The sequence below is a fragment of the Plesiocystis pacifica SIR-1 genome, assembly GCF_000170895.1.
GTDB lineage: Bacteria > Myxococcota_A > Polyangia > Nannocystales > Nannocystaceae > Plesiocystis > Plesiocystis pacifica.
This window is the reverse complement of the sequence record NZ_ABCS01000028.1, coordinates 40,242-64,247: the sequence shown is the minus strand read 5'-3', so window position 1 is coordinate 64,247 and position 24,006 is coordinate 40,242. Positions and strand designations below refer to the sequence as shown.

At 70.2% G+C, this 24,006-nt stretch carries 25 protein-coding genes and 1 tRNA gene; 12 read left to right on the top strand and 14 right to left on the bottom strand.

Annotated elements, in window-relative coordinates; all coding sequences use genetic code 11:
• The first annotated feature begins 84 nt into the window (after window positions 1–84).
• Window positions 85–717, top strand: coding sequence for a TetR/AcrR family transcriptional regulator (locus tag PPSIR1_RS42925; protein WP_006972221.1), 633 nt, complete (start codon window positions 85–87; stop codon window positions 715–717).
• Between the two features lie 233 nt (window positions 718–950).
• Here the strand turns inward: PPSIR1_RS42925 and PPSIR1_RS16440 are convergent, their stop codons facing one another.
• The gene (locus PPSIR1_RS16440) at window positions 951–1,847 is read right to left on the bottom strand and encodes a dienelactone hydrolase family protein (RefSeq protein ID WP_006972220.1); all 897 of its coding nucleotides are present in this window, start codon (window positions 1,845–1,847) and stop codon (window positions 951–953) included.
• Window positions 1,848–2,038: 191 nt separating this feature from the next.
• Between PPSIR1_RS16440 and PPSIR1_RS16435 the strand changes: the two genes are divergently transcribed.
• The 3 genes from PPSIR1_RS16435 (at window position 2,039) to PPSIR1_RS16425 (ending at window position 5,716) form a co-directional block, all read left to right on the top strand.
• Window positions 2,039–2,662 carry a hypothetical protein gene (locus PPSIR1_RS16435; RefSeq protein ID WP_006972219.1) on the top strand — a complete coding sequence of 208 codons (624 nt, stop codon included), beginning with the start codon at window positions 2,039–2,041 and terminating at the stop codon, window positions 2,660–2,662.
• An 88-nt stretch (window positions 2,663–2,750) separates the two neighbouring features.
• Window positions 2,751–3,662 carry a hypothetical protein gene (locus PPSIR1_RS16430; RefSeq protein ID WP_006972218.1) on the top strand — a complete coding sequence of 304 codons (912 nt, stop codon included), beginning with the start codon at window positions 2,751–2,753 and terminating at the stop codon, window positions 3,660–3,662.
• Between the two features lie 212 nt (window positions 3,663–3,874).
• Window positions 3,875–5,716, top strand: a complete 1,842-nt coding sequence (locus tag PPSIR1_RS16425; protein WP_006972217.1) for an ABC transporter ATP-binding protein — start codon at window positions 3,875–3,877, stop codon at window positions 5,714–5,716.
• Between the two features lie 15 nt (window positions 5,717–5,731).
• Here the strand turns inward: PPSIR1_RS16425 and PPSIR1_RS16420 are convergent, their stop codons facing one another.
• Genes PPSIR1_RS16420 through PPSIR1_RS16410 form a run of 3 tightly spaced genes read right to left on the bottom strand, consistent with a single transcriptional unit; the run spans window position 5,732 to window position 8,019 of the window.
• Window positions 5,732–6,295 carry a TlpA family protein disulfide reductase gene (locus PPSIR1_RS16420; protein WP_086001390.1) on the bottom strand — a complete coding sequence of 188 codons (564 nt, stop codon included), beginning with the start codon at window positions 6,293–6,295 and terminating at the stop codon, window positions 5,732–5,734.
• Window positions 6,288–6,800, bottom strand: a complete 513-nt coding sequence (locus PPSIR1_RS16415; protein ID WP_006972215.1) for a hypothetical protein — start codon at window positions 6,798–6,800, stop codon at window positions 6,288–6,290. Before PPSIR1_RS16415 ends, PPSIR1_RS16420 begins: the two co-directional genes overlap by 8 nt.
• A 7-nt stretch (window positions 6,801–6,807) precedes the next feature.
• On the bottom strand, window positions 6,808–8,019 hold the full coding sequence (locus PPSIR1_RS16410; protein ID WP_006972214.1) for a hypothetical protein: 1,212 nt from the start codon (window positions 8,017–8,019) through the stop codon (window positions 6,808–6,810).
• A gap of 135 nt (window positions 8,020–8,154) precedes the next feature.
• On the opposite strand from PPSIR1_RS16410, the gene PPSIR1_RS16405 reads away from it, so the two are divergent.
• The 3 genes from PPSIR1_RS16405 to PPSIR1_RS16395 all read left to right on the top strand — a co-directional run bounded on the left by PPSIR1_RS16405 (window position 8,155) and on the right by PPSIR1_RS16395 (window position 11,450).
• Window positions 8,155–9,789: an acyl-CoA carboxylase subunit beta gene (locus PPSIR1_RS16405; RefSeq protein ID WP_006972213.1), complete on the top strand. Its 1,635-nt coding sequence runs from the start codon at window positions 8,155–8,157 to the stop codon at window positions 9,787–9,789.
• A 167-nt stretch (window positions 9,790–9,956) separates the two neighbouring features.
• Window positions 9,957–10,208: a hypothetical protein gene (locus PPSIR1_RS16400; RefSeq protein WP_045116135.1), complete on the top strand. Its 252-nt coding sequence runs from the start codon at window positions 9,957–9,959 to the stop codon at window positions 10,206–10,208.
• A 42-nt stretch (window positions 10,209–10,250) separates the two neighbouring features.
• Window positions 10,251–11,450 (top strand): pectin acetylesterase-family hydrolase, encoded by a 1,200-nt coding sequence (locus tag PPSIR1_RS16395; RefSeq protein ID WP_086001389.1) that lies wholly within the window; start codon window positions 10,251–10,253, stop codon window positions 11,448–11,450.
• A gap of 16 nt (window positions 11,451–11,466) precedes the next feature.
• Here the strand turns inward: PPSIR1_RS16395 and PPSIR1_RS16390 are convergent, their stop codons facing one another.
• Complete coding sequence (locus PPSIR1_RS16390) at window positions 11,467–12,864, bottom strand: tetratricopeptide repeat protein (protein WP_006972209.1); 1,398 nt, start codon at window positions 12,862–12,864, stop codon at window positions 11,467–11,469.
• Between the two features lie 113 nt (window positions 12,865–12,977).
• On the opposite strand from PPSIR1_RS16390, the gene PPSIR1_RS16385 reads away from it, so the two are divergent.
• Window positions 12,978–13,391 (top strand): tetratricopeptide repeat protein, encoded by a 414-nt coding sequence (locus tag PPSIR1_RS16385; RefSeq protein ID WP_157595625.1) that lies wholly within the window; start codon window positions 12,978–12,980, stop codon window positions 13,389–13,391.
• A 6-nt stretch (window positions 13,392–13,397) separates the two neighbouring features.
• On the opposite strand, the gene PPSIR1_RS16380 is transcribed toward PPSIR1_RS16385, so the two are convergent.
• Entirely contained in the window at window positions 13,398–14,681 is a 1,284-nt protein-coding gene (locus PPSIR1_RS16380; RefSeq protein WP_006972207.1) for a carboxymuconolactone decarboxylase family protein, read from the bottom strand.
• Between the two features lie 156 nt (window positions 14,682–14,837).
• Window positions 14,838–15,386, bottom strand: coding sequence for a hypothetical protein (locus tag PPSIR1_RS16375; protein ID WP_006972206.1), 549 nt, complete (start codon window positions 15,384–15,386; stop codon window positions 14,838–14,840).
• 119 nt (window positions 15,387–15,505) lie between these two features.
• Here PPSIR1_RS16375 and PPSIR1_RS16370 point away from each other — a divergent pair.
• Window positions 15,506–15,579, top strand: a tRNA-Arg gene (locus tag PPSIR1_RS16370).
• Window positions 15,580–15,677: 98 nt separating this feature from the next.
• Here the strand turns inward: PPSIR1_RS16370 and PPSIR1_RS16365 are convergent.
• Window positions 15,678–15,839: a hypothetical protein gene (locus PPSIR1_RS16365; RefSeq protein ID WP_157595624.1), complete on the bottom strand. Its 162-nt coding sequence runs from the start codon at window positions 15,837–15,839 to the stop codon at window positions 15,678–15,680.
• Window positions 15,840–16,085: 246 nt separating this feature from the next.
• Here PPSIR1_RS16365 and PPSIR1_RS16360 point away from each other — a divergent pair, with 246 nt between their 5' ends.
• Window positions 16,086–16,382, top strand: a complete 297-nt coding sequence (locus PPSIR1_RS16360; RefSeq protein ID WP_006972204.1) for an ankyrin repeat domain-containing protein — start codon at window positions 16,086–16,088, stop codon at window positions 16,380–16,382.
• A gap of 79 nt (window positions 16,383–16,461) precedes the next feature.
• Here the strand turns inward: PPSIR1_RS16360 and PPSIR1_RS42920 are convergent, their stop codons facing one another.
• Window positions 16,462–16,872 (bottom strand): response regulator transcription factor, encoded by a 411-nt coding sequence (locus tag PPSIR1_RS42920; protein WP_006972203.1) that lies wholly within the window; start codon window positions 16,870–16,872, stop codon window positions 16,462–16,464.
• Window positions 16,873–17,281: 409 nt separating this feature from the next.
• Between PPSIR1_RS42920 and PPSIR1_RS47910 the strand changes: the two genes are divergently transcribed.
• Window positions 17,282–17,422 (top strand): hypothetical protein, encoded by a 141-nt coding sequence (locus PPSIR1_RS47910; RefSeq protein ID WP_157595623.1) that lies wholly within the window; start codon window positions 17,282–17,284, stop codon window positions 17,420–17,422.
• A 22-nt stretch (window positions 17,423–17,444) separates the two neighbouring features.
• Window positions 17,445–18,080, top strand: a complete 636-nt coding sequence (locus PPSIR1_RS16350; protein WP_157595622.1) for a hypothetical protein — start codon at window positions 17,445–17,447, stop codon at window positions 18,078–18,080.
• An 11-nt stretch (window positions 18,081–18,091) separates the two neighbouring features.
• On the opposite strand, the gene PPSIR1_RS16345 is transcribed toward PPSIR1_RS16350, so the two are convergent.
• The 5 genes from PPSIR1_RS16345 to PPSIR1_RS16325 form a co-directional block, all read right to left on the bottom strand.
• Complete coding sequence (locus PPSIR1_RS16345; RefSeq protein ID WP_006972200.1) at window positions 18,092–18,640, bottom strand: hypothetical protein; 549 nt, start codon at window positions 18,638–18,640, stop codon at window positions 18,092–18,094.
• Between the two features lie 27 nt (window positions 18,641–18,667).
• Window positions 18,668–19,174, bottom strand: coding sequence for an endonuclease V (locus PPSIR1_RS16340; RefSeq protein ID WP_045116153.1), 507 nt, complete (start codon window positions 19,172–19,174; stop codon window positions 18,668–18,670).
• A gap of 37 nt (window positions 19,175–19,211) precedes the next feature.
• Entirely contained in the window at window positions 19,212–19,922 is a 711-nt protein-coding gene (locus PPSIR1_RS16335) for a hypothetical protein (RefSeq protein ID WP_006972198.1), read from the bottom strand.
• Between the two features lie 69 nt (window positions 19,923–19,991).
• Window positions 19,992–20,717, bottom strand: a complete 726-nt coding sequence (locus tag PPSIR1_RS16330; protein WP_006972197.1) for a hypothetical protein — start codon at window positions 20,715–20,717, stop codon at window positions 19,992–19,994.
• Between the two features lie 78 nt (window positions 20,718–20,795).
• A complete protein-coding gene (locus PPSIR1_RS16325) occupies window positions 20,796–23,966 on the bottom strand; it encodes a DEAD/DEAH box helicase (RefSeq protein WP_006972196.1) in 3,171 nt (1,056 codons plus the stop codon).
• Window positions 23,967–24,006 lie beyond the last annotated feature (40 nt).

The window sequence follows — 24,006 nt, the reverse complement described above, 5'->3', positions numbered from 1 at the left end:
GCCAGGCCGGACATTCCCGGGCAGGGCGCGGACACTTGGCGCATCAGCCGCGCCTGGCGGTGGGTCAGGTCTTACACTGGCTCCATGGCCAAGACCCAGCCGCGCAAGCGCCCGCGCCAAGCTCGCTCGCGCGTGACCGTCGACGCGATCGTCACGGCCACCACGCAGCTGCTCGTGTCCCGCGGCCTCGACGAGCTGACCACCGCCGCCGTCGCCGAGCGGGCCGGGGTCAGCGTCGGCACCCTCTACCAGTACTTCCCCAACAAGCAGTCCCTCGTCGCCGCCGTCATCCAGGCCGAGCTCGAGCGCGATCGCCAGCGGCTCTTCGCCGTGTTCGAGGGCGGCCTCGAGGCGCCCCTGGTCGAGAGCATCGACAGCCTCGGCCGGGTGCTCATCGAGGTCTACGGCCCCAAGCCCTTGCTCTACCGCCACATGGTCGCGGTCCTCGACGAGCTCGAGCTCGCCGAGGCGGTGCAGGCCGTCGTCGACGAGTGCATCACAGGCTTCGCCGATGTCCTGCGCGCCCGCGCCCACGAGCACCGCCGCCCCGACTTCGAGCGCGCCGCGTGGATCTGCGTGCAGCTCGGGGTCCAGCTCCTGCGCGCCGCGGCCCGCGAGCGCCCGGAGTGGATCGCCGACCAGAGCCTGTTCGAGGAGCTCAGGGCGATGATGCGCGGCTACTTGGGGCTGGCGCAGAGCGAGCGCGAAGCGGGCTAGCGATCTTCGCCCCACTCACTTCGTACGCGCAGCGAACCGTGTACACATGCGAGCGACGACCACGGCGTGGGTCTGTACGCGCCCTGCGTCGGCGTCTGCCATCCCTTCGGCGACAGCGTCGAGGAAACGCAGGTGCTCGGTATCTTTGTTCCTCGGCTCGGCAGAGCGATGGTCTGGTGCCTTGGGTTTTGCTCCGGACATCGAGAGCATTTTAGCCATCGGCGGGCTGAGAGCTACTCGCCCTCGCGCAGCTCCCGGGCCAGGAAGGCCCGCACGCGGGACCACGCGTCGGCGGCCGAGTCGTGGTCGTAGCGCGCGTTCGAGGGGTTGGCGAAGGCATGCTCGGCGTCGTAGCGGTGCAGCTCGATGGACTTGCCGGCGGACTCGAGGGCGGCGGCGAAGCCGTCGACGACCTCCGGGGGGATCGAGCGGTCCTCGTTGGCGAACACGCCGAGCAGGGGCGCCTGGATCTGGCCGAGCTCGGCGGGGTCTTCGGTGGTCCGGCCGTAGTAGATCACCGCGGCGTCGAGATCCGAGGTGGCGATGGCGTGGCGCAGGGACCAGCCGCCGCCGAAGCACCAGCCGATCACGCCGCGGCGCGTCGCCTGGATCCGCGGGTCGCTGGCCAAGAACGCGTGGGCGGCCTGCAAGGTCGCCGCGGCCGCCTCGGGGTCGACGCGCTTCATGATCGCCATGGCCTCGTCGGGGGTGGTCGCAACCTCGCCGCCGTAGAGATCCACGGCGAGGGCGGCGTAGCCGTCGGCGGCCAGGCGGTCCGTCCAGTGGCGAATGTGATCGTTGAGACCCCACCACTCGTGGATCACCACGAGCGCGGGGACCGGCCCGCTCGCGCCCTCGGGCAGGGACAGGTAGGCGCGCGTGCCCGCGAGCTCGACGGTCTCGCCGCGCAGGGCCGGGGCCTCGGCCTCGCTGAGCTGGTGCATGGACGCGAAGGTGTCCTCGTCGACGAGGCCCGTGAGCCTCGAGCCCTCGGGCGCGCTGCGTGGCGTGGACGATTCGGCCGGGGCGACGGCGTCGCTTGGTGTTTCGGTCGAGGCGTCCTTGTCACAGGAGGACAGGGTCAAGGTCGCGGGCAGGAGCAGGAGGGACAGAGCCCGGGCGCATCGCATGGCGCGGCCACGCTACCCCAGGGCGAGACCGAGCCAAGGACAGACCCGACGCCCGAGCCCAAAAGTTGAGGCCGCTCGCCGCGGGCTCGGGAGGAAACCACAATAACGATGTTTAATGTGTGGTTGACGACCATCATGCCCTGGGCCAAAGGCGAATGGTCGACCCCCTCGAGCGGACCCATGCTGAGTCTGTGACCGCCACGGCTCAGACTCCGCTCTACCCCGCCGATCTTCCGCTCGTCGACGCGCGCAAGCGCTACTTCGAGGCCAACGGCTTCGACGACGAGGGGGGCAGCGAGGACGGCGGAGGCTACGACGACGAGACCGTCCGGCTGATCTTCCTGGGTCGGACACTGACCGTGCCCAACCCCAAGTCGCGCCGCGACGCCCTCGTCTACCACGACCTCCACCACGTGCTCACGGGCTACGGCACGGACCTGCCCGGCGAGGTCGAGGTCGGCGCGTGGGAGCTGGCGACGGGCTGCGGTCGCTACAAGGCGGCGTGGGTGCTCAACGCGACGATCTTTGCCGTGGGGCTGTGGCGCTGGCCCAGGCGAGCGCGAGCGGCGTTCATTTGGGGGCGGAGCACCGCCAACCTCTATGGCCGCGCCATCGCGCCCTTGCTCGAGCGGCGCCTCGCCGAGCTGCGCGAGGAGCTGGCGATCGAGGTCGACGCGGGCGCGCGCGCCCGCGTGGTCGAGGGCGCGGGGCTCGGTCCGCGCTTGGCCTTTTGGCTGGCTGCGGTCCTCGTCCAGCTGCCCGTGCTCGCGATGCTGAGCATGGTTGGCGTCGCGCTCGCCCGCGCGCTGACCTAGGAGCCGATCGGGAAAGGGGGGCGCTCTTGCACCACCGGTCGCGCAAGGTTGTTGTTTGCTCGCCCTCACCGGTGGTATGGGATTGCTCATGAAGCGCAGCGCCCTTGGTTTCCTTTCTTTTTCCCTGGTAGCCGTATTCGCCGTCGGTTGTGGCGATGACGGCGGTGGCGGCAGCGAAGCCGCCGACGACACCGCGGGCACCGACGACGAGGTCGGCACCGACGACACCGACGACACCGAGACCGGCTCGGGCTCGGCCGAGGACACCACCGAGACCACCGAGGAGGGCCCGCCGCCGGACGAGGACATGGACGAGGTCCCCGACGCCGACGACAACTGCCCCTCGGTCGCCAACCCCAACCAGCTCGACTTCGACGGCAACGGTGTCGGCAACGCCTGCGAGGTCATGACCTTCGCCATGGGCGGCGGCACCCTGGCGTCCACGGCCACCGCCGACGCCGGCCTGCTCGGCAGCTGCGAGATCCCGATCGACTTCATGGTCACCGGCGGCGAGGTCCAGGTCGAGATGGACGACAACGCCTCCGTGGTCCGCGTCGAGCTCGTGTCCATCGACATCGCCGACGTCCTCGATCAGGTCTGCAACCTCGGCATCGTCAACCCCGTCGTGTCCCTGACCATGATCAACATGGCCAACGACGGCGACGCCTTCCCGGTCAACTTCGGCACCAACCAGGGCGACCACGACGCTGGCGTGGCCACGGGCACCACCAACATCCCGCACCCCGTGCTGACCACCGCGATCATCGACGCCAAGGTCAACCCCGACGACCGGCCGATGCCCAGCGACCTCGACCTGCCCGGCGCCGTGCCCTTCTTCGACGTCGACATCCAGGGCGCCGGCGCGACCATGGACCTGACCTGGAGCGACACCAACTTCACCATCGCCACCGACGTGTTCGAGGTCGAGGCGATCGGTCAGATGATCGAGATCGACTTCGAGCTCAAGGGCCTGTCCGGCACCGTCTCGATGACGCCCTGACCCCGCCCGCTTGGGCGATCGCCCAGGCGATCCCCACCCAGCCCCGCTAGGGGCCTTCAGGCTCGCTCCGCCCCGCGGAAGCGGGCCTGAGCACGTCTGAGGCCAGCCCGCACCGGGCTCGTCCACGGCCCGCGTGACGCTCGCACCCGGCGCGGGGTTGGCCGGGTGCCCGGGGAGTTGCGATCGGTGATCCCTTGGGTAGGCTCGCGCGGATGGCCGGACCGGACGACACCAAGGTCGAAGAGCACGCCAAGATCGATCGCAAGTCGGCTTGGAAGCAGCTGTGGCGGCTGTTCAAGTACACCGGTCCCTACGCCGGGCGCCTGAGCATCGCCCTGGGCGCGCTGCTGTTCACGGTCAGCGTCGGCCTGGCCGTGCCCTGGTTCTTCGGCGACCTGCTGGCCACGGCCGTCGACGCGAGCATGGCCGACGCGGCCAAGCTCAACGAGAGCACCCTGGTCCTGGTCAGCCTGTTCGCGTTCCAGGGCGTGTTCGTGTTCATCCGTCACTACCTCATGAGCTGGGTGGGCGAGCGGGTCGTCGCCGACCTGCGCATGGAGATCCACGCGCACCTGCTGCGCATGACTCAGCGCTACTTTCACGCCAACCGCACCGGCGAGCTGCTCTCGCGCCAGTCCGACGACGCGACCCGGCTGCAGTCGATCATCGGCCAGGATCTGAGCCTGGCGCTGCGCAACATCCTCTCGCTGATCGGCGGGATCGGCTTTTTGTTCTACGTCAGCCCGGGCCTGACCGGCCGGGTGCTGCTGGTCGTCCCGCCCCTGGTCATCATCGCCAACTTGTGGGGCCGGATCATTCGTCGCCTCGCTCGCCAGGCCCAGGACCAGCTGGCCAAGGCCTCTGGCCGCCTCCAGGAGGGCCTGTCGGCCGTCGACACCGTCCAGTCCTTCACCCGCGAGGAGTTCGAGGGCGCGCGCTACGGCGAGGCCATCGACAAGGCCTTCAAGCTCTTCGTCAAGCAGATCCGGGCGCGCAGCTGGTTCATGTCCGTGTCGAGCTTCCTGGCCTTTTGCGCCGTCGCGGGGATCTTTTGGCTCGGCGGGCACATGGTCCTCGACGGCACCATGGACAAGGACGACCTGTTCCGCTTCGTGCTCTACACCCTGCAGGTGGCCGGCTCCGTGGGCGGCCTCGCGGGCGTGATCGGCAGCTTCAATCAGGGGCTCGGCTCGGCGGCGCGGCTGTTCGAGATCCTCGACTCCGAGCCCGAGATCGCCGACTCGCCGGGGGCCCAGGCGCTGAGCCAGCCCAAGGGACGGCTCAGCTTCGATGGCGTGACCTTCGGCTATGACGACCGCGACACCGAGGTGATCAAGGACCTCGACCTGGTCATCGAGCCCGGCGAGGTCTGTGCCCTGGTCGGCTCGAGCGGCTCGGGCAAGACCACCCTCAGCCGCCTGGTGCTGCGCATGTGGGACCCCCAGGCGGGGGCGGTCCGCTACGACGGCCAGGACCTGCGCGAGCTGACCTTGAGCTCGCTGCGCGGCTCGATCGCCGAGGTCTCCCAGGACCCCGTGCTGTTCTCGGGCTCGATCCGCGAGAACATCCGCTACGGCCGCCTGGACGCCAGCGACGCGGAGCTCGAGTCCGCGGCCCGGGACGCCAACGCCCACGACTTCATCCTCGAGTTCCCCGAGGGCTACGACACCATCGTCGGCGAGCGCGGGGTCAAGCTCAGCGGCGGTCAGCGCCAGCGCGTGGCCATCGCCCGGGCGATCCTCCGCGACCCGACGGTGCTGATCCTCGACGAGGCCACCTCGGCGCTGGACAGCGAGAGCGAGCACATGGTCCAGGCGGCGCTCGAGCGGCTGCAGCAGGGGCGGACGACCCTGGTGATCGCCCACCGGCTGAGCACGATCCGCGACGCGGATCGGATCGTCGTGCTCGACCATGGCCAGGTCGTCGAGCAGGGCAAGCACCCCGAGCTCATGGCCAAGGGGGGCGCCTACGCGAAGTTGGTCGCCCGCCAGGCCAGCCTCGAGCCGGGGGGCGATGGCGATGGCGAGGGCGAGAGCCAGGCCGAAGCGGACTGAACTGGCTCTTGGTGCTCAGCCACCCCGGAGCAGCTCGTCGACCTCGTAGGCGAGCTGCTTTTCCGTGACCCGGCCCAGGTGCACGTAGCGGATCCGGCCGTTGGGATCGACGAGCACCAGGTGCGGGATCGCCTCGACCCCGAAGGCGCGGGCGAGCTGCCCGTCGTCGTAGATGTGGGGGAACTGCATGCCGCGGGCGCTGGAGAAGGCGCCGACCTGGGCCGCGCGTCGGTCCATGGGCAGGTCGTCGCGGTTGACCCCGACGATGCGCAGCTCGTCGTCGTCGTAGCGCGCGTCGAGGGCGACCAGGGCCGGCATCTCGGCCTCGCAGGCGTGGCACCAGGTCGCCCAAAACGCCAGCATGGTCACGCCCTCACCCGCGCCGAGGTCCGCGCTGCTCAGCTGCGTGCTGTCGCTGAGCTCGACGCGAAACTCCGGCAGGGGATCGTCGACGCTCACGGGGCCGTAGCTGTCCCAGCGGACCGTGGCCTCGAGGGCATCCTGGGCGCCGGCGAGGGCGATGAGCCCGAGCAGGACGGTCCCGACGACGAGCTCGGGGAGCTTGCGCATTTCAGTCATCGGCTGGGCTCTCGGAGGAGGTTGATTTTGACTTCTTGGACTCGGCCTCGAACTTGGGCAGCCGCGCGCGACCCCAAAAGGCGAGGGCGACCGCCCACGCGCTCCCCATCATTTCGGGGAGGTAGTGCGGACCGGGCAGCTGGACGCCCTGCTGACGCAGGAGGTTGGCGAGGGTCGCCAGAGCTACGAGGGGCACCAGCGTCATGTTTCCGTAGGCGCGGTGGCGCGCACCGAGCAGCGCCTCGGCCAGGAAGCCGACGAGGATCGGCGCGAGCACGGCCATGGCGACGCCGTTGAACAGGATCGCCAGGCTGTCGAAGGCCTGGTACTTGGCGAGGGCCTCGCTGATGGCCTGGACCTGGCTGCCGGCGACGTAGAGCCCCGTCAGCGCCCAGGCGTCCCACTTGCCAACCCGGGGGTCGGCAGAGTGCGCAGCGTGAAAGGCCTCGAAGGTGGCTCGGGGTCGGACGAGGACCCCGCCCCAGCGCTGGACGGCGGCGAACACGGTTTGACTAACGCCGCGCCTGGACCTTGCGTTTCGCTGCCGTGGCCAGCGCCGACGGAATGCCCTTCGAGCGGGCGACCTTTTGCACGTCGTTGCGGTTGAGGTGCGCCAGCAGGGTCATCGACTTGGCCAGGGGCGTCTTGGGGTTCATCACCAGGTTGAGCTTGACGGCGTAGAGCTTGATCCACTCCCGGCGGTTGGCGATGTAGTTGATCACGTCGTTGCAAAGCGCGCGGTTGGTCGAGTAGCCGACGGCCTCGTTGTCCTTGATCTTGGGCGACTTGATCACCGCCATGGCGACGATCTTGTTGGAGTCGCGGATCAGGATCGAGCGGTCGTAGCTGTCGCCCGTGGTCGCCGCGCGGATCTTCTCCATGGGCCGCATCTGGAGGAGCTGGCCGAGGCGCCGGGCCTTGGACTGGGGCTCCTCGGCCTCGGCCTCGGCCTCGGCGGCCGGCTCGTCGGCGGCGACCTCTTCCTCCTTGGGCAGCTCGCCCTCGAACACCTCGCCGTCGTCGAACTCGGGCAGGTCGAGCTCGTCGTCGACATCGGCGGCGCCGAACAGGTTCAGGGCCGCGGCCTCGGCCTCCTTGGCGACCTCGGTGTTGGTCGCGCTGCGGTACAGCGCGTCGCGGGTCTCGTCGGGCGGCCCGGCGTCGGCCAGCGCCGCGCGGATCTCCTCCATGGCCGGGAGCTTGAGGTCCACCCCCTGGCGCTCGGCCAGCTCGATCATCCGGTGGACCACGCTCATGCGGCAGTGGCGGTTTTGGTACAGGCTGCTGACGATCGCCGGGCGGGCGAGCCAGCGGGTCTGGTTGTCCGCGATCATGTCGCAGATCGGCTCGGGGCACAGCCGGCCGACGCCGATGAGGGTCTCGTCGTCGACCTGGGCGTGGCGCACGACCTTGGCGAGCACGGCCTCGTTGCGGGCGAACTTGCGGCCGAGCAGATCGAGCACGCCTGCGGGCAGCCTGGCGTCCCCGAGGGCGCCGTCGAGGATCGGCGCGGGCAAGCCCGCGACGGTCTTGCCCGCCTTCTCGCCCAGGTCGTCCCCAGCGACCCACAGCTGGTAGAGGGCGACGAGCATGTCCCGGGGCGGCAGGGGAGCCAGGCCCGAGGAGACCATCTTGCGCATCTTGTCGGGCGCGTCGGGGCCGACGAATTTACCCGCGATGGGTCCGAGCGCGGCGGCGTCGAGGGGAGCGTGCGCGAAGGCCATGGACCGCCAGTTTGCCAGACCAGGGCGGAAAATTGCGGCTTTTTGGGGTCTGCGTGAGGTTGTGGCGGGGCGATCGGGGAGCCCGGGGAGGGCGCGCGCTTTTCGATCGCCCCGAGCCTGTCTAAAGTCCCGGCGATGGCCGACGACACCACGCTCTCGCCCCCCGCCCGCGCCCTCGAGATCCGCGACACCGTCGCCGAGTTGGGTGGAGGCCCGCTCGCCGCTCGAGCCCACGAGCGCGGCGGCGAGGCCGATGACACCCTGACCAAGCTCGAGGCCAAGTCGCAAAAGGCCCACGAGCGCCTCGAGTCCGTCGGCCGTCAGGGCGCCCGCGCGCGCATCGAGCTGCTCCTCGACCCGGGCAGCTTCGTCGAGCTCGACCGCTTCGTCACCACCCAGTGCGCCGACTTCGGCATGCAGGACAAGCAGTCCTACGGCGACGGCGTGATCACGGGCTACGGGACCATCGACGGCCGCCGGGTGTTCGTGTTTGCCCAGCGCCCGGACGTGTTCGGCGGCAGCCTCGGCTGGGCTCACGCCGAGAAGATCTGCAAGGTCATGGACAAGGCCATGGAGGTCGGCGCCCCGGTCATCGGCCTCAACGACAGCGGCGGCGCGCGCATCCAAGAGGGCGTCGCGGCCCTCGGCGGCTACGCGGAGATCTTCAAGCGCAACGTGCTCAGCTCCGGCGTCGTGCCCCAGCTCTCGGTCATCCTCGGCCCCTGCGCCGGCGGGGCGGTCTACTCCCCCGCGCTCACCGACTTCGTGCTCATGGTCGAGAAGTCGAGCTACATGTTCATCACCGGCCCCGACGTGATCAAGACGGTCACCCACGAGGAGGTCACCAAGGAGGCCCTCGGCGGCGCCCAGACCCACAACGAGAAGTCTGGCGTCGGCCACTTCGCCTGCGCCGACGAGGCCGCGGCCCTGGCCTTGACCCGCGAGATCCTGGGCTTCTTGCCGAGCAACAACATGGAGCCCGCGCCCGTGCGCGAGACCTCCGACGCCGCCGACCGGGCCTGCCCCGAGCTCGCCGAGCTCGTGCCCGAGAACCCCAACAAGCCCTACGACATCCGCAAGATCATCACCGCGATCGCGGACGACGGCCTGTTCCTCGAGGTCCACGAGCACTACGCCAAGAACATCGTGTGCGGCTACGTGCGCATCGACGGGCACAGCGTCGGCGTCGTCGCCAACCAGCCCCTGGTGCTCGCCGGCTGCCTCGACATCGACGCGTCCATCAAGGCGGCCCGCTTCGTGCGGACCTGCGACGCCTTCAACATCCCCCTGCTCACCCTCGTCGACGTCCCCGGCTTCCTGCCCGGCACCGACCAGGAGTACGGCGGCATCATCCGCCACGGCGCCAAGCTGCTCTACGCCTTCACCGAGGCCACGGTCCCCAAGGTCACCCTGGTCACGCGCAAGGCCTACGGCGGGGCCTACGACGTCATGGCCTCCAAGCACATCCGCGGCGACATCAACCTCGCCTACCCGACCGCCGAGATCGCGGTCATGGGCGCCGAGGGTGCGGTCAACATCATCTTCCGTCGCCAGCTCGCCGCGGCCGAGGACCCCGAGGCGGAGCGCGCCAAGCTCATCGAGGACTACCGGCGCCTGTTCGCCAGCCCCTACAAGGCGGCCGAGCGCGGCTTCCTGGACCGGGTGATCGACCCGGTCGAGACCCGCAAGGTGCTCGCCGACAGCTTTGATCTGCTGCGAAACAAGCGGCAGGACAACCCCGCAAAAAAGCACGGCAACATCCCGCTTTGAGAACCCCCCGCAGGCGTTGGCAACTGGGGCCGCGGCGGACCTGCCGTTGGCAGGTCCTCTCCTCGCTGCGCTCGTCGGGCGGGGTCGGGCGGTGGGTGCAGGGCTTCGTGGGTCGCCCCCCAGAGGGGGGCGTATTTGGCGGGGGCAGGGTCTGTTAGCGTGGGGCGATGCTCCGCACGCTCAGCGCTTCCGTGTTGCTCGCCCTCGCCACCGCTTGCACGACCGCTTCGCCGCCGCCGGCGTCGACGGGCGGCAGCAGCCCGGACTTGGCCGACGACGAGGCGGAGTCCATGTGCCCGGCGCCCACCGACGGCTGCATGAACGAGGAGAACCACAAGGAGTGCCTCGAGGTCGAGGCGAAGTGCCCAGGGAAGGTCCTGACCCTGGAGAGCTGCCCGCTGCAGTTCGCCTGCGAGTGATCTCCGCGCTCCGCGGGTGACGCCTAGGCGCTACAGTTGGGCATGCGTTTGCGTTGTCTGTCGTGGTCTGCCCCTGTCCTGTCCCTCTCGCTGCTCGCGTGTGGGGGCGGTGGGGAAGACGACGAGGGGGCGGACGAGGTCGGGGATACCGGCGATAGCGAGGAGACGGGCGAGACCGGCGAGGAGCCCCCGCCCAACCCCTTCGCGGAGGTCGTCGAGCAGGGTCTCGGGGACTACGTCGGGACCATCGATCCGTCGCAGATCGTCGAGGACGGCGCGGCCACGCACTACCTCTTCGACCCCGCCGACGGCCCGATGTGCTTGCGCGGGGGCGACTACTGGATGTCGACGCGCGCGGGCAGCCACGACCCCAAGGACCTGCTGATTTACCTTCAGGGAGGCGGCGCGTGCTGGTCGGAGCTGTGCCAGGCCTTCGAGACCCTGGGGCCGCCCGCGGTGCCCGACTCGGGCATGCTCAACCGCAACCTCGAGGACAACCCCTTCGCCGACTGGAACGCGGTCTACGTGCCCTACTGCGACGGCTCGCTGTTCACCGGCGACGTCGACATCGACGACGACGACGACGGAGCCATCGACCGCTACCACCGCGGCCTCATCGACCTGAGCGTCGCCCTGGACGTGGCCCTCGAGACCTTCCCGGAGGCCGAGCGCATCGTGCTCGCGGGCAGCAGCGCGGGCTCTTACGGCGTGCACATCTCGGACATGCTGGTGCGCACGATGTGGCTGGGGGCGGAGCTGATCGTCGTCGCGGACTCGGGCGTGGGCATCGGCAAGCCGGGGGACAGCGCGTTCATCCCGGGCCTGCTCGAGGAGTGGGACTCGCTGCGGCTGATCCCCGACAGCTGCCCAGACTGCGTCACCGACCACATCACCAACCTGCCCAGCTGGCAGCTCTCGGTCGATCCCAACCTGCGCTTCGTGGCCATCTCGACCTACGCCGACTCGATCATCGGCGGCGTGTTCCTGGGCCTGGGCCCGGGGGAGTACCAGGCCGCCCTCGAGCAGGAGCTGGGCAAGCTCGCGGCCGACCACCCCGGCCGCTACACCCGCTACCTGTTCGACAGCTCCCTGCACACGACCATCGCGGCCGACAGCAGCGTCGAGGGCCTGCCCGGGATCACGGCGAACTTCGACCAGGCCTACGTCGGGGGCGTCAGCGTGGCCCAGTGGCTGGGTCAGGCGATCACCGACGATCCTGCGTTCAGCGATCAGATCGAGTGAGGCCCGCCCCGAGCCGTCAGAGGTGGACCGGCGCGGCGATCTCGACGAAGGGGTACTCGCCCGCGGGGATCAGCGTGACCGAGTTCCACTCTTCGTTGTAGGCGAAGTCGACGTCGCCCTCGGTGACCACGTCCTCGACGACGATGACGTCGCCGCGCAGGCGCAGCTTGGCCTCGTAGCGCTCGCGGACGGTGTCGTCGCTGTTCGCGTACGCGTACTTGGTGGTGATCATCGTGCAGGTCACGGCGGTGTCGCGCTTGCACAGGATCACGCCCTCGGTGTCGGTCATGTCGCTGCCCGGGATGTCCTCGTCCTCTTCGAGCTCGCCCCAGGACCAGTCGCGCTCGTAGACGTGGTCGCTGAAGTCGATCCACAGGTAGCTCCCGGTCTCGTTGGCGACCACGCGGGCGGACAGGGCGTCGACGTCCTGGTCGACCTCCGTGCCCCACTGCGAGATCAGGGCGGTGGCGAACACGGTCCAGCCGGCGTCGGTCTCGACGATCGGGTGCCAGCACGACAGGAAGCCCACGCTGCCCATGGTCATCAGGCCCCAGCTCTGGTCCGCGCCCGGGGTCGCGACGAGGGCGCAGGGATCCTCGCCCATGCAGGCCGAGTCGGCGTCGGCGATCTTGCAGGCCTCCTCGAGGCTCGAGACGCCCTCGGCCAGGGCGTGGAAGGCCTCGGGCTTGGCCTGGACCTCGGGGGCGTGCTTGTTTTCGTATGCCTCGACGGCCGGGTGGACGTAGTGCTCTCCGGCCGCGTCGACGGCGTGGGTCAGGTCGTCGAGTCGGCTGGCGACGATGTCGTTGGGGCGCAGGGACAACGACAGCTCGTAGGCCGCGACGGCGACCTCGGTCTGGTCCTGGGCCTCGGCGATGCGCCCGAGGTTGTAGTGCAGCATGCCGCGGCGATCGTTGTCCGTGGCCCGGGGCAGGGCGCGGAGGGTGTGGGCGTGGGCGTCGCTGTAGTTGCCCTTCTTGAACTCCGCCCAGCCGAGCTCGCCGAGGGCGGGGCCGTAGTGGGGGTTGATGGCCAGGACCTCGCCGTACTTGGCGATGCCCGCGTCGAGCTCGCCGCCCTTGACCAGCTTGCGGCCCTCGTTGAGCAGGCTCAGCAGCTTGGCCCGGTCCGCGCGGACCTTGGCCTCGTCGGCGGCGGCGAACTTCTTCTTGGCCTCGGCCCGCTTGGCCTGGGTCTTCTTGGCGTCGAGCTTGGCCGCCGCGGGCTCCTTGGCGTCGGTGTCGTCGGCCGTCTCGGTCTTGGCTTGGGTCTTTTTGGCGTCGCCCGCCTTGGCCTCGTGGGCCTCGACATCGGCCTTTTTTGTGCCGGCCTCGGGGGTGCCCGCCGCGGGGCAGGCCAGCAGCGCGACGGTGGACAGGGAGGCGAGGGCGGGGCGGAGCTTGGAGGGGAGCATGGGCTTGGGGGGGCTGGTCGACGCTACATCGCTGGCGCGGCCCGGACAGCTGCGCTCTGGTCGCCAGCGCGGGCGATGGCGAGCGAAGGGCGGGACGTGGCAGGATGGGTGCGATGGTGCGACGCCGCCTCCGCTGTGGACTCCCCTTTGCTGCGAGCGCGGTGTTTTTGTCGGCGTGCATCCCCAGCGGTTACCTCGCGCACCGTGACCTCCACTACGTCGACGAGGTCCTCGTCGAGAGCCCCCCCGGGCCGCCGGTCGCCTACGAGTCCTACATGCGCGCCCGCATCGCCCTCGAGCGCGACCCTCCGGACTTCGACCTCGCCCGCGGGCACGTCGAGGACGCGCTGCACTGGCAGCCCAACGAGCCCGCGCTGTGGACCCTCAAGGGGGAGATCGAGCTGCGCGCGGGCGAGGCCGAGGCCGCCCGCGTCGCCCTCGAGCGCGCCTTGAGCCTGTCGCCCAGCTACCCCGAAGCCCTCGCCCTGCTCGACGAGCTCGACGGCGGCGGCGAAGCCCAGCTCTAAAGGCGGTCAGGCTGCCGAGAGGCGGTGCTTGAACGCGATCTCGTCCCAGCTGCGCCCGGTCTGCCCCGGCTTGGTCGACAGGCCGATGTGCTGGCCGTGCTCCGCCACGAAGTTCGCAACGGCGTCTTCGTAGCGGTCCTCCGGGTAGAAGGCGGAGTAGCGGCGCAGCATGGAGATCACGGACACGACGACGACGAGCTCCATGATCTCGGCGGGTGTGTAGTGCTCCATGAGCGCCTCGATGAGCTGCAGTTGCAGCGTCACCGGGGCCCTTGTCGACGCGCGGGCGAGGGCGTAGCCAGCCTCGGCGCGGGGGTCTTCGCAGCGGCCCGTGATCAGGGCGGCGCGCAGCTCCTTGGGGTCGGCGCCCGCTCGGACCGCGAGGTGGGCGAACTGGGCGGCCAGCAGCCGATCGTCGAAGAGCTTGGCGGCGACGAAGCTCATGATCAGCTTGTGGCGCGGGTCTACGGAGCCGTTCGTCCCGCAGATCCGCTCGATGAGCATGTGGGCCCAGACGCGCTTGACCGGGACCCTCGACGTGCGCCTGATGTAGCTGGGCACGAAGCCGAGCTCCTTGTGGAGCTGGGCCTCGAGCTTGGCGGGGCGCCCTTCGATGTTCGCCAGGGCCTTCCGGTCGAAGGCGATCAGCCCGACCATACTGCGCGCCATGCCCAGGGGCCCGAGCTTTGTGTCCTCGTCGGGATCAGCCTCCACGAGCTCGCGGTCGTACTCCTCTTCGTACTTGTTGCCCGCCTCCCAGCCGCTGCCGCTGAGGTACTGCTCGGCCTGGTGCAGCATCCGCCGCTCGAGCACCATGCCGAGTACGTCGATGCAGCAGTTCAAGAAGCCCATGAGGGTCGCGGAGAGCACGATGCTCTCCTCGTGGTCCTCGGAGTAGTGCTTGGCGATGGCGATGCGGTGCTCCTCGCGGATGCCCGTGGGCACCTCGGCGATGGCGTTGGCGAAGTCGATGGCCGCCTGGTCCGCCGGTGAGAACAGGTTGCACGCCTGGGGGTTCATCGCCTCGCGGTTGCGCTCGAGGGAGCCACCCGCACCGCGGAACATGGTGCCAATTCCGGCAGCGTGTGCCGAGCAGTAGCCGCAGCCAAAGGAGCGGCTCGACACGTAGGCGACCAAGCTGCGCAGATCCGGCGAGATGCCCCGGCCGAGGTCGCAGCGCGGGATGTCCATGAAGGCCGGCACGAGCACGCTATAGGTCGTGAACGCGGGCGGCCAGATCTCGAAGTAGCTCATCACGCGGGGAACGACCCCGAGGATCTGCCGGACCATGAGGGCGATCGGTCGGTGTCGCCGGATGATCTCTTCAAGCGAAATCGCGTGTGGGCGCAGAGCGTATTCGAGCGTTGGTTTGGGTGGGCGATCTTCAGCAACACTCATGCATCGCAAGTTATCACGATGGCAGGACCTCGGGGCGTGAACGCCCGCTCAGAAGCCCAGGACCAAAAAGCGGGCGATCCAAACGGCGAGGCAGTAAAAGGGCGTCCCCGCCAGGAGCAAGGCGCGTCGGGTGCGAGCCAGCTCTTCCTTGCCGCCGCCGACGATCAGCGCTGCGATCGACACCAGCCACGAGATGCCCGCACCGGCCGCGGCGTAGACGAACATCTTGAGCATCAGGGGCCGGAGCATCGGGATGAACATGCCCGCCGCGGCGACCACGGTCAGCGCGACCGGAACGAAACTCACAAATAGCGCGAGCTTCGACATCCACTCGATGCGCTCCTGCTCGTCGGCCTTGGCCGTGCGCAGGTGGGAGAGCACCCAGGCCCCGATGAACACCATGCTCAGCGCGACGGCCAGGCCCACGCCCCCGAGCACGATGAGCTCCTGGAGCCGACGCAGCCATCGTCGGATCGTGTCCAAGTCTGGCAGGTCGGCGGTCAGCGATGACGAGACCATCACCGAGACCAGGGCGACCAAGGGCAAGGTCACGCGAGCAGGCAGCAGGGCGAAGAGCGCGCTCGTCCGGGAGTTCATTGGTGTCCAGCGTACCACGGTGTGCGACTCACGCTTGTGGACCCGGGGCCCCCGGCGGAGGTTTCGCCGCGTTTTGCCTTGCGCGAGGGGGTGGCTTCGGCTAGAACCGGCGGCCCCGCGCGCGCGTAGCTCAGCTGGATAGAGCGTTGGCCTCCGGAGCCAAAGGCCGCAGGTTCGAACCCTGCCGCGCGCACAACCGAAACGGGCAGCTAGAGCACTCTAGCTGCTCGTTTTCAATTGGGACTCCGGTCGGGCGCGCGGTCAGCCCTCGCTTGGGCAGTCGCGGCGGGCTCACCCGATCCGCTCCACGGGCCAACGCCGTCGCAGGTGCTTGGGAGTGGGCCCTTCGGGGTAGGGAATCCCCGCGAGCGCACAGCCGGCGCGCCGGAGCTGCTCGAGCTGCTCGAGGCGGTCGTCGATGCACTCGGATGCGGGGAGGGGCGCGTCAGCCAAGGGTGCGACGATCCACGTGGCGCGGCGCTGTCGAGCGCGCTCTTGGCGTTCGCGCTCGTCGGTAGTCATCGGCCGCACACGAAGAGCCCAGCAGCCGCCCACCCCGGCCGCGCCGGGACCCATGATCCAACTCGGCTGGCGTTGAACCCGTGGGCGGCTGCCTTTCTCGGTAGGGTGAGTCTCGAACCCGTCGATGCTTGGGCACCGAGGTCGACAGCTCGGTCGTGGCCGGTCATCCTGGACGCCATGGGCCTCAGCGGAGGGGACTGGAAGGCATTCTACGCCGCGGCGACGCAGGGCGACTTGGCTGAGGTCGAGTCGTGGCTGCAGCGCGGGGTGGACCCCAACTACCAACACCCCGAGTTCGGGACGACGGCGCTGATCGGCGCCGCGGAGCGAGGCCATCAGACGATCGTCGCGGCGTTGGTGGCTGGGGGCGCCCAGGTCGGGCTGCGCTCGGAGTGGGACGGGTGGACGGCGGCCGAGGCAGCGGCGCGCGGGGGGCATGACGCCGTCGCGCGCTGGCTGAATGCCCGGGCCTGACGACGCGCGGTGAATTTCGCCGGCTCGATCGTCCTCTCGATGAGGCGCAGGTCTGGCACGTCCGATGCCGCGGGCTGGATCAGGCGTCGCCGCTGCCGTCGGGGTCGCGGACCCGTCCGAGCTGCAGGATCAAGCGCAGCAGCGACTCGCGGTCCTGGACCTCGGTCTTGGTGAAGATGTTGTGCAGGTGCCACTTCACCGTGGCCTGGCTGATCCCCAGGGTCTTGGCCATCTGGGCGTTGCGCTGACCGGCGAGGATCCCCTCCACGATGTCTTGCTCTCGAGCCGTCAATCGATAGCGGTTGTGGAGGTTTTCGACGGCCCAGCGAATCAAGGTCGCTTCGCCGTCGCCGACGTCGCGGAGGACGGCGAAGCCAATGGCCTCGAGGACGACGCGGATCTTGGCAGCGTCAGCGTCCGACTCTACCCAAATGCGTACCTCTCGCCTTGTCCCACCCTCTTCGTCGTTGCTCGAACCGTTGTCGGTCACCCGGATGCCTCCAGAACTGTGGGCGGGTGACCTTCTCCCCGCTCGGATCTGAGTGGTACCGAGCGCAGGCGGTGGTGTGTACTCGTCCATGAGCCGGTTCTCAACCCCGACTCGAGTCGGGCCTCGCGGGCGGAGGCTGCACGGGAGCTCGGAACCTGGGCCGAGAGCCGTTGTGCGCGTCGAAACTCGTCTTGGGTCGCGGCTCGCCGTGCGCTCGGGCCCAGACCAGCGAGGCTGGGAGCGAGACTGGGGATCTCTCGCTCGCCCTGTTTCGGTCGCGCGGACCCTTCGCATGGGAGACCTGCCGCAAGCGGGTGGTCCTCGGAGCGCGTCGGCCCAGGGCGGTCATGGTGGCATGATTGAACTGTAGACTATGGCGCCGCCATGTCGCCTGTTTGGGGCCGGCGACGTGACGACCCCGATCGACCTGGCGGGCCTCTCGAGGGGGGCCGGGCACGGGATCTGGAACACGACGATCGACGGCCAGAACCTGCGCGGGGTGGCCTTCGACTTCCTGGTCGAGCAGCAGGGGGTGACCGTGCTGCGCTGAGCACAAGTGCTATTCCAGGGGCATGCGAGCGCGCGCAGTCGTGGCCATGCTGACCCTGATCGGCTTCGGGGTGAGTTGTGGGAAGGCCGAGCAGCAGCCCGAGGCCTCACCGAACGTGGAAGCAGCCCAGCCCGAGGGTCCGCCAAAGGTCGAGCCAGCGGAGCCCGAGGCTGCGGCCGTCCCCGCGACGGTCCAGGCCTTGCTCGACGAGCGCGGCGCGTGCCTCGAGCTGCCGGGGGGCGTCTCGATCGTCGAGCCCGAAGGCGAGCGCCGTGTCCAGTTCGAGGGCGTGCCGAGGGAGGGGGGCTTCGAGCTCGCCTACAGCCTGGGCGCGGTCGAGGCCGATACGCGCGCGACCGAGGCGCTCGCGGGACGCATGATGCATGTGTTCATGTACAACTTCGCCGCCGACGATCAGATCGGCCCGCCGACGACGCTGTCCGATGAGATCGCAAAGGCGCACGGGGCCGACCTGGCGATCCGGGCGTGCTTCACCCCGGGGCCCTCCCTGGGTGACGGGAAGTTCGGGCACGGGGTCGCCTACGGGCTGTTCAAGCGCGACGTGGGGTCGACCTTGCTCCTGATGGTCAGCGAAGACGCCGAGGCCTGCGCGCAGCCTCCCGATCTGGAGCGCTTCGGCTTTTCGTATTGCCGCTGAGCTCGGCGGCGCTAGTCGAAGCTCTTGTCGAGCTCGCGGGTGGCGTCGCGGGCCTTGGCGCCCTTGGCCTCGGCCTCGGCGGCGATGGCCTTGGCGGTGGGGTAGTCGAGGCGCTCGAGCAAGGTCCACTCCATGTCGAAGTCGCGCTCGCGGCCGGGCTTGGGCGGGGACTCGCCCTCCTTGACGTCGTAGGCCTCGGCGTCGAGGGTCTGCTCGACCTCGAACTCGACGTGGTAGCCCCCGTCGCGGGCGTCGACGCGGACCCAGCGGGGCGCCCCGCCCTCGCACTCGACGGTGGTGGCGAGCACGGGCTCGGGGATCTTCTGGCAGCCCTGGGCGACCCACAGCTCGTTGATCTCGCGCCACAGCTGGTCGGGCTCGACGTCCTCGTAGACGTGGTCCTCGATGGCGCTTTGCTTGTGGGCCTGCTCGGCGATCTCACCGACGAGCCAGCCGCAGCCGACGGCCATGAGGCAAGGGAGGGACAGGAGCAGGGCGGCGGGGAGTCGGAGGCGAGGGGACATGGGCTGGATCACGGACTGGGGGGCTCGGGCGGGCATTCCAGGAGGGTCGTTGGGGAGTCTCACTCAGCGCCGGCCGTCGCGGCACAGCCGGTCGACGCGCTTGAGCAAGGTGGGCAGGCGGAAGCGGCCGTGCATGCGGGCGACGGCCGCGGCCGCGTCGGCGGGGTCGATGCCGCGGGCGGTGACGAACAGGGGCTTGATGCTCTCGCCGCGCAGGACCTCGAGGGCGGCGTCGTTGCCCCCGAAGGCGTTCTTGGCCACGCCGATGACGGTCAGCTCGCGGTCGAGGGCCTCGTGCAGGTGGGCGCCCAGGCCCATGCGGCCGCGGGTGTCGAGGTCGACGTAGCCGTCGATGACGACGGTGTCGATGTCCTCGGCGACCTCGGCGAGCAGATCCTGGAGGCAGGGGAGCTCGCGGCGGTAGAACTGGCCCGGGACGTAGGGCGCGGGGTCGGGGACGGACACGAGGTACTCGCGGGCCGGGGCGGGATCGGTCCACGCCTCGAACACCACCCCCGCCGCCAGGGCGGGGGCGCCCTCGGGGTAGTCGACGTCGGTCGCGAGGATCACGGGCCCAGTGTGCGCGAGGTCGGCCGTCGACGCCATGTCAGTCGGCGCCACGCGAGAGAGAGAACTCGGCGTCGATCAGCGCGTCGTAGTCCGCCTCGCTGAGGCCGACCTCGTCGATGGCGACGGCGCGCAGGGCCAGCTCGGGGGAGATGCCCACGTCGATGAGATAGAACTCGATGAGCAGCTCGGTGGTGAAGAAGTGGGGCGTGTGCGGCCCGCACAGGCTCCGGGCCGCGGCCATGCGGTCGTCGGACAGGACGATGGTCGCGTAGGGCTCGTCGCCCTCGCAGCGCCGATCGAACTCGCGGCGGATCTGAACGCCCGCGAGGAGGCTCTGGGGGAGAGGGCCGTGCTCCCCCGTCCGGCGTTGGAGCGCGGTGGTCGAGTGGATGGCGCTGGTGTACTCGAGGCGCGCGTGGGCGTAGTGAGGCGAGACGCGGCAAGCGTCGCCGATGGCCTCGCTGAGCTCGAGGAGGAGCTCGGCCTGGAGCTCGTCGACCTCGTAGACGCGCTCGACGGTCTCGAGGCGGGCCGCTCGCTTGGCCTCGAGGGCCTCGACGGCGGCCTCGAGCTCGGCCTGGTCGCAGCGATCGAGGGTCGCTCGGGGGAGGACCGGGAAGGGCGTGTAGGGCCCGAACAGCCACAGCGTGGCGACGAGCAGCTTGGCGGCGGCGAGCCCCTTGATCAGCGCGCCGTAGCGCTGGCGGAAGCTGTCGGGTCGGCCGGATGCGTCGGGGCTGTCGTCCACTGCCGCATTGGAACGCAGCTCGAGGCTCGAGATTCCTCTGGAGGCCCAGTTGCGCTCTACGCGGGGGTGTCAGCGGGCCTCCTCGTAGGGCTCGGGGAACCCAAATTCGGCGTCGAGCATCGCGCGGTAGTCCTCCTCGGTGAGCCCGACGGCGTCGATGCTGACCGCGCGCAGGGCCAGGTCGGGGTCGACGCCGGCCTCGATGAGGTAGGCCTCGAGGAGCAGCTCGGGGGTGTAGAAGTGGGGCTCGCTCGGTCCGCAGATGGCCTTGGCCTTGGCCAGGCTGTCGTCGGCCGAGAGGATGATCCCGTAGGGCTCGTCGCCCTCGCAGCGCCGGGCAAACTCGACGCGGCCCTGCAGGCCCGCGTAGTAGTCGACGGGCTGGTCGAGGGCGGAGGTCTGCTCTCCCCGGTGCTGGCGCGCCGACCTCGACGAGATGCCGCTGGTGTAGGTGAGGCGGGCGTGGACGTAGTGGGGAGAGACGCGGCAGGCGTCGTCGATGGCCTCGCTGAGGTCGAGCAGCAGCTCGGCCTGGAGCTCGTCGACGCGATCGACGGTCTCGATGGTCTCGAGGCGAGCGGTCCGCTCGGCCTCGAGGGCCTGGACGGCGGCCTCGAGCTGGGCCTGGTCGCAGCGGTCGATGGTCGTCACGGGGATGACCGGGAGGGGCGTGTAGGGGCTGAACAGCCAGATCGTGACGAGGACCAGCTTGGCGGCGGCGAGCCACTTGATCAGCGCGCCGTAGCGCTGGCGGAAGCTGTCGGGTTCGTCGCGCGTGTCGGGGTCCTCGTTCACTGCCCCGATTGAAGCGCAACTTGGGCCCCGAGATTCCTCTCGGACCCCAGTTGCGCTTACGCGCCGGTGTCAGCGGGCCTACTCGAGCAGCGCCATGAGCTCGTCGCGGGTGATCGCGTGGGCCCCAGAGGCGTCGCCGACGGCGGTCTCGGCCAGCTTCCGCTTGCGATCCTGCAGGGCCAGGATGCGCTCTTCGACGGTCTCGCTGGCGATCAGCCGGTGGACGATCACGGGCTTGTCCTGGCCGATGCGGTGGGCCCGGTCGGCGGCCTGGTCCTCGACGGCGGGGTTCCACCACGGGTCGAGGAGGAACACGTTGTCCGCCGCGGTCAGGTTCAGCCCGGTGCCGCCGGCCTTGAGCGAGATGATCATGACGGGCGGGCCCGCGGGGTCCTGGAAGCGCTCGACGACGCCGCCGCGGTCGCGGGTCGAGCCGTCGAGGCGGCAAAAGTCGAGGCCCGCGTCTTTGAGCGCCGGCTCGACGAGGTCGAGGAGCGTGGTCCACTGCGAGAACACCAGCGCCTTGTGGCCGGTGTCGACGACCTGCACGAGGGTGTCGAGGAGCAGCTGGAGCTTGGAGCTGGGCGCGTTGGGGTCGCCGCCGTCTTTTTCGATCCGCCCGCTGCCGCCGGGCAAGAGCGCGCGGTGGCACGCGGCCTGGCGCAGGCGCAGCAGGGCCTCGAGCACCTGGAGCACGTTGTTGCCGGAGCTGAGCTGCTCGACGACCTGCTCTTGGGTCGCGGCCCGGACGGCGTCGTAGGTGCGCCGCTCGCTGGCGTCGAGCTCGCAGCGCAGGACCACGTCGGTGCGCGGGGGCAGCTCGGTCGCGACCTCGCGCTTGAGCCGGCGGAGCACGAAGGGGCGGATGCGTCGGCGCAGGCGCTTGGCGGCCTGGTTGTCGCCGACGCCGATGGGCTTGACGTAGCGGTCGCCAAACTGCGTGCGCCCGCCGAGCAGCCCGGGCTGGAGGTAGTGGAACTGGCTCCACAGATCCTCGAGGTGGTTCTCCACCGGGGTGCCCGTGAGCGCGATCTTGAAGTCGGCCTGGAGGCGGTAGGAGGCCCGGGCGACCTTGCTGGTCGGGTTCTTGATGGCCTGGGCCTCGTCGAGCACGACGGTGTCCCAGCGGATCTGGCTGAGGCGATCGATGTCCCGGCGCAAGATCGCGTAGGTGGTCAGGAGCACGTCGGCCTCGTCGTCGAGCTGGCGCTTGGGCCCGTGGAACACGTGGGCGCGCAGCCCGGGCCGAAAGCGCTCGATCTCGCTGCGCCAGTTGTGCAGCACGGAGGTCGGCGAGACGACCAGGGCGCGCTTGCCCGCCCGCAGCACGCACAGGGTCTGGAGGGTCTTGCCCAGGCCCATGTCGTCGGCGAGCAGGGCCCCGAGCTCGGCGTCGCGGAGGAAGTGCAGCCAGTTGACGCCGCGGACCTGGTACTCGCGCAGCTCGGCGTCGAGGTCCTCGGGCAGGGGCGCGCTGGGGATGCCCTCGAAGTCGCCGACGAGGGCCGCGAGGCGATCGAAGCCAGGCGGCGGGGCCTGGTCGAGGGCCTGGGCGAGCTCGGCGAGGTCGAGGACGGAGACCTTGGCGTTTTGGGTGCTCAGCTCGGCCTGGGCCTCGCGGGCGGCGAGCAGGTCGGAGACGAGGTGGCCGTGGCGGTTGAGGAAGTCCGAGGGGATCTGGCCGAAGCCGCCGTCGAGCAGGGGCGCGAAGCCTTCGCCGGCTCGCCACGCGCGCAGCACCGCGGCGGCGTCGGCCCGGCGCACGCGCCCGCGCTTGCCAAAGCCCAGGCCCAGGCGCGCCCGGGCGTCGAGGGGGTGCAGGTCGTCGTCGAGGCTGCCGAACTCGTCCTCGCCCTCGTCTTTGGCCGCGGCCGCGAGGGCCTCGGGGGACAGGTCGCCCATGCCCTCGGGCACGAAGTAGAGCTCGAAGTCGCCGTCGTCGGAGACGACCAGCTTGGGCTCGAGGGCCGCGACCTCGAAGAAGGCGCCGAGCCCCTCGTCGGCGAGCTGCACGTCGCGCTCGTCGGCCTCGAGGGCCCTGCCCAGGGCGATGGCCTCGGTCGCGCCGAGGGTCTTGCGCACGCCGAGCTCGAGGTCAAAGCGCTCGCGCAGGCGATCGCGGAGCACGGACTCGGCCCGGAGGTTGCGGACCGGGATGGCCCGGGGCGCGTCGGGCTTGGCCCGGGTCTTGCCCTTCTTCTTGCCCTTTTGCTTGGGCGGCGCGAGCAGGCGCAGGCGGTCGCCGTCGACCCGAGCCACCGCGGGCTCGCCGTAGACCAGCGTCGCCAGGATCTGGATCGCGTCGCCTTGACGCGCGGAGCTCAGCTCGATGCGCGGGCGCATCTTGGCGCTGCCGGGCAGGCGCGGCGTGTCGATCGACACCGGGAGGTGCTTGCGGACCTCGGGCAGGGTCTGGGCCACGAAGGGGCCGGCGTCCCGGGCCTCGAACACCAGGCCGCGGCGCAGCTCCTCGAACACCTGGGGGCTCAGGTTGTGGGGGCCGACGGCGTGCAGCTTCCGCTTCTTGCGGAAGGCCCCGTTCTCGAACAGCTCGTTGATCTCTGGGTCCTGCTCGATGCGCGCGAGGAAGGCCCCGGTCTTGGTCTCGGTCACGCGCAGGATCAGCCCGGGGGCGGGGTCGCCGATCTCGATCGGGCGGCCGTCGAGCTGCACGTCCGTGGCCCGCGACAGGAACTCGAGGATGTCGGCCATCAGCCGCGGCGGGAGCTTGGCCTTGACCGCGGGCCCGAAGCGCTTCTCCCACGCCCGGTCGGCCTTGTCGGCGCTGACCCGGGGCGCGTCGGGGACCTTGCGGGCCTCGAGCTTGGCGAGGGAGGCCGGCATGAGCTTCTCGCCCTCGGGGGTGACGAGCACCCGGCGCAGGCGCAGGGGGCCCTTGCGCGAGCGCAGGCGGTAGCCCACGTGGGCGCGCAGGGGCTGGTCGGCGGCGGCCGCCTCGAGGCCTGGCATGGGCTTGCCCTGCTTGCGCGCCTGCTCGTAGACGATCACCGCGGCGGCGACGTGGTCGCAGGCGTCCGTGCGCGCGTCGCAGTCGCAGTCCCAGCTGCCGATCTCGGGCTCGAGGACCACGGAGTTCGCGGGCAGCCCGGGGAAGCTCTCGACGCGCACGTCGATCTCGTCGCCGCGCACGCGCACGGCCTGGACCTTGCCCTCGCGGGCCCACTTGACCCCGCGTGACCACTGGGCGGGAGTGCAGCCCTCGCGGACGTTTTGGAGGTAGTCCTCCACTGGGCGTGGATAGTCTGCGGCGGAGAATGTCGCAAATGCG

Excerpts from the sequence above, each read along its gene's own strand:
- PPSIR1_RS16385 (WP_157595625.1), top strand. The coding sequence starts at position 12,978 with ATGGTGCGACGCCGCCTCCGCTGTGGACTCCCCTTTGCTGCGAGCGCG.
- PPSIR1_RS16350 (WP_157595622.1), top strand. The coding sequence starts at position 17,445 with ATGCGAGCGCGCGCAGTCGTGGCCATGCTGACCCTGATCGGCTTCGGG.
- PPSIR1_RS16430 (WP_006972218.1), top strand. The coding sequence starts at position 2,751 with ATGAAGCGCAGCGCCCTTGGTTTCCTTTCTTTTTCCCTGGTAGCCGTA.
- PPSIR1_RS16375 (WP_006972206.1), bottom strand. The coding sequence starts at position 15,386 with ATGAACTCCCGGACGAGCGCGCTCTTCGCCCTGCTGCCTGCTCGCGTG.
- PPSIR1_RS16380 (WP_006972207.1), bottom strand. The coding sequence starts at position 14,681 with ATGGTCCGGCAGATCCTCGGGGTCGTTCCCCGCGTGATGAGCTACTTC.
- PPSIR1_RS16425 (WP_006972217.1), top strand. The coding sequence starts at position 3,875 with ATGGCCGGACCGGACGACACCAAGGTCGAAGAGCACGCCAAGATCGAT.
- PPSIR1_RS16345 (WP_006972200.1), bottom strand. The coding sequence starts at position 18,640 with ATGCCCGCCCGAGCCCCCCAGTCCGTGATCCAGCCCATGTCCCCTCGC.
- PPSIR1_RS16420 (WP_086001390.1), bottom strand. The coding sequence starts at position 6,295 with ATGACTGAAATGCGCAAGCTCCCCGAGCTCGTCGTCGGGACCGTCCTG.
- PPSIR1_RS16440 (WP_006972220.1), bottom strand. The coding sequence starts at position 1,847 with ATGCGATGCGCCCGGGCTCTGTCCCTCCTGCTCCTGCCCGCGACCTTG.
- PPSIR1_RS42925 (WP_006972221.1), top strand. The coding sequence starts at position 85 with ATGGCCAAGACCCAGCCGCGCAAGCGCCCGCGCCAAGCTCGCTCGCGC.
- PPSIR1_RS16400 (WP_045116135.1), top strand. The coding sequence starts at position 9,957 with ATGCTCCGCACGCTCAGCGCTTCCGTGTTGCTCGCCCTCGCCACCGCT.
- PPSIR1_RS16395 (WP_086001389.1), top strand. The coding sequence starts at position 10,251 with ATGCGTTTGCGTTGTCTGTCGTGGTCTGCCCCTGTCCTGTCCCTCTCG.
- PPSIR1_RS16405 (WP_006972213.1), top strand. The coding sequence starts at position 8,155 with ATGGCCGACGACACCACGCTCTCGCCCCCCGCCCGCGCCCTCGAGATC.
- PPSIR1_RS16390 (WP_006972209.1), bottom strand. The coding sequence starts at position 12,864 with ATGCTCCCCTCCAAGCTCCGCCCCGCCCTCGCCTCCCTGTCCACCGTC.
- PPSIR1_RS16410 (WP_006972214.1), bottom strand. The coding sequence starts at position 8,019 with ATGGCCTTCGCGCACGCTCCCCTCGACGCCGCCGCGCTCGGACCCATC.
- PPSIR1_RS16360 (WP_006972204.1), top strand. The coding sequence starts at position 16,086 with ATGGGCCTCAGCGGAGGGGACTGGAAGGCATTCTACGCCGCGGCGACG.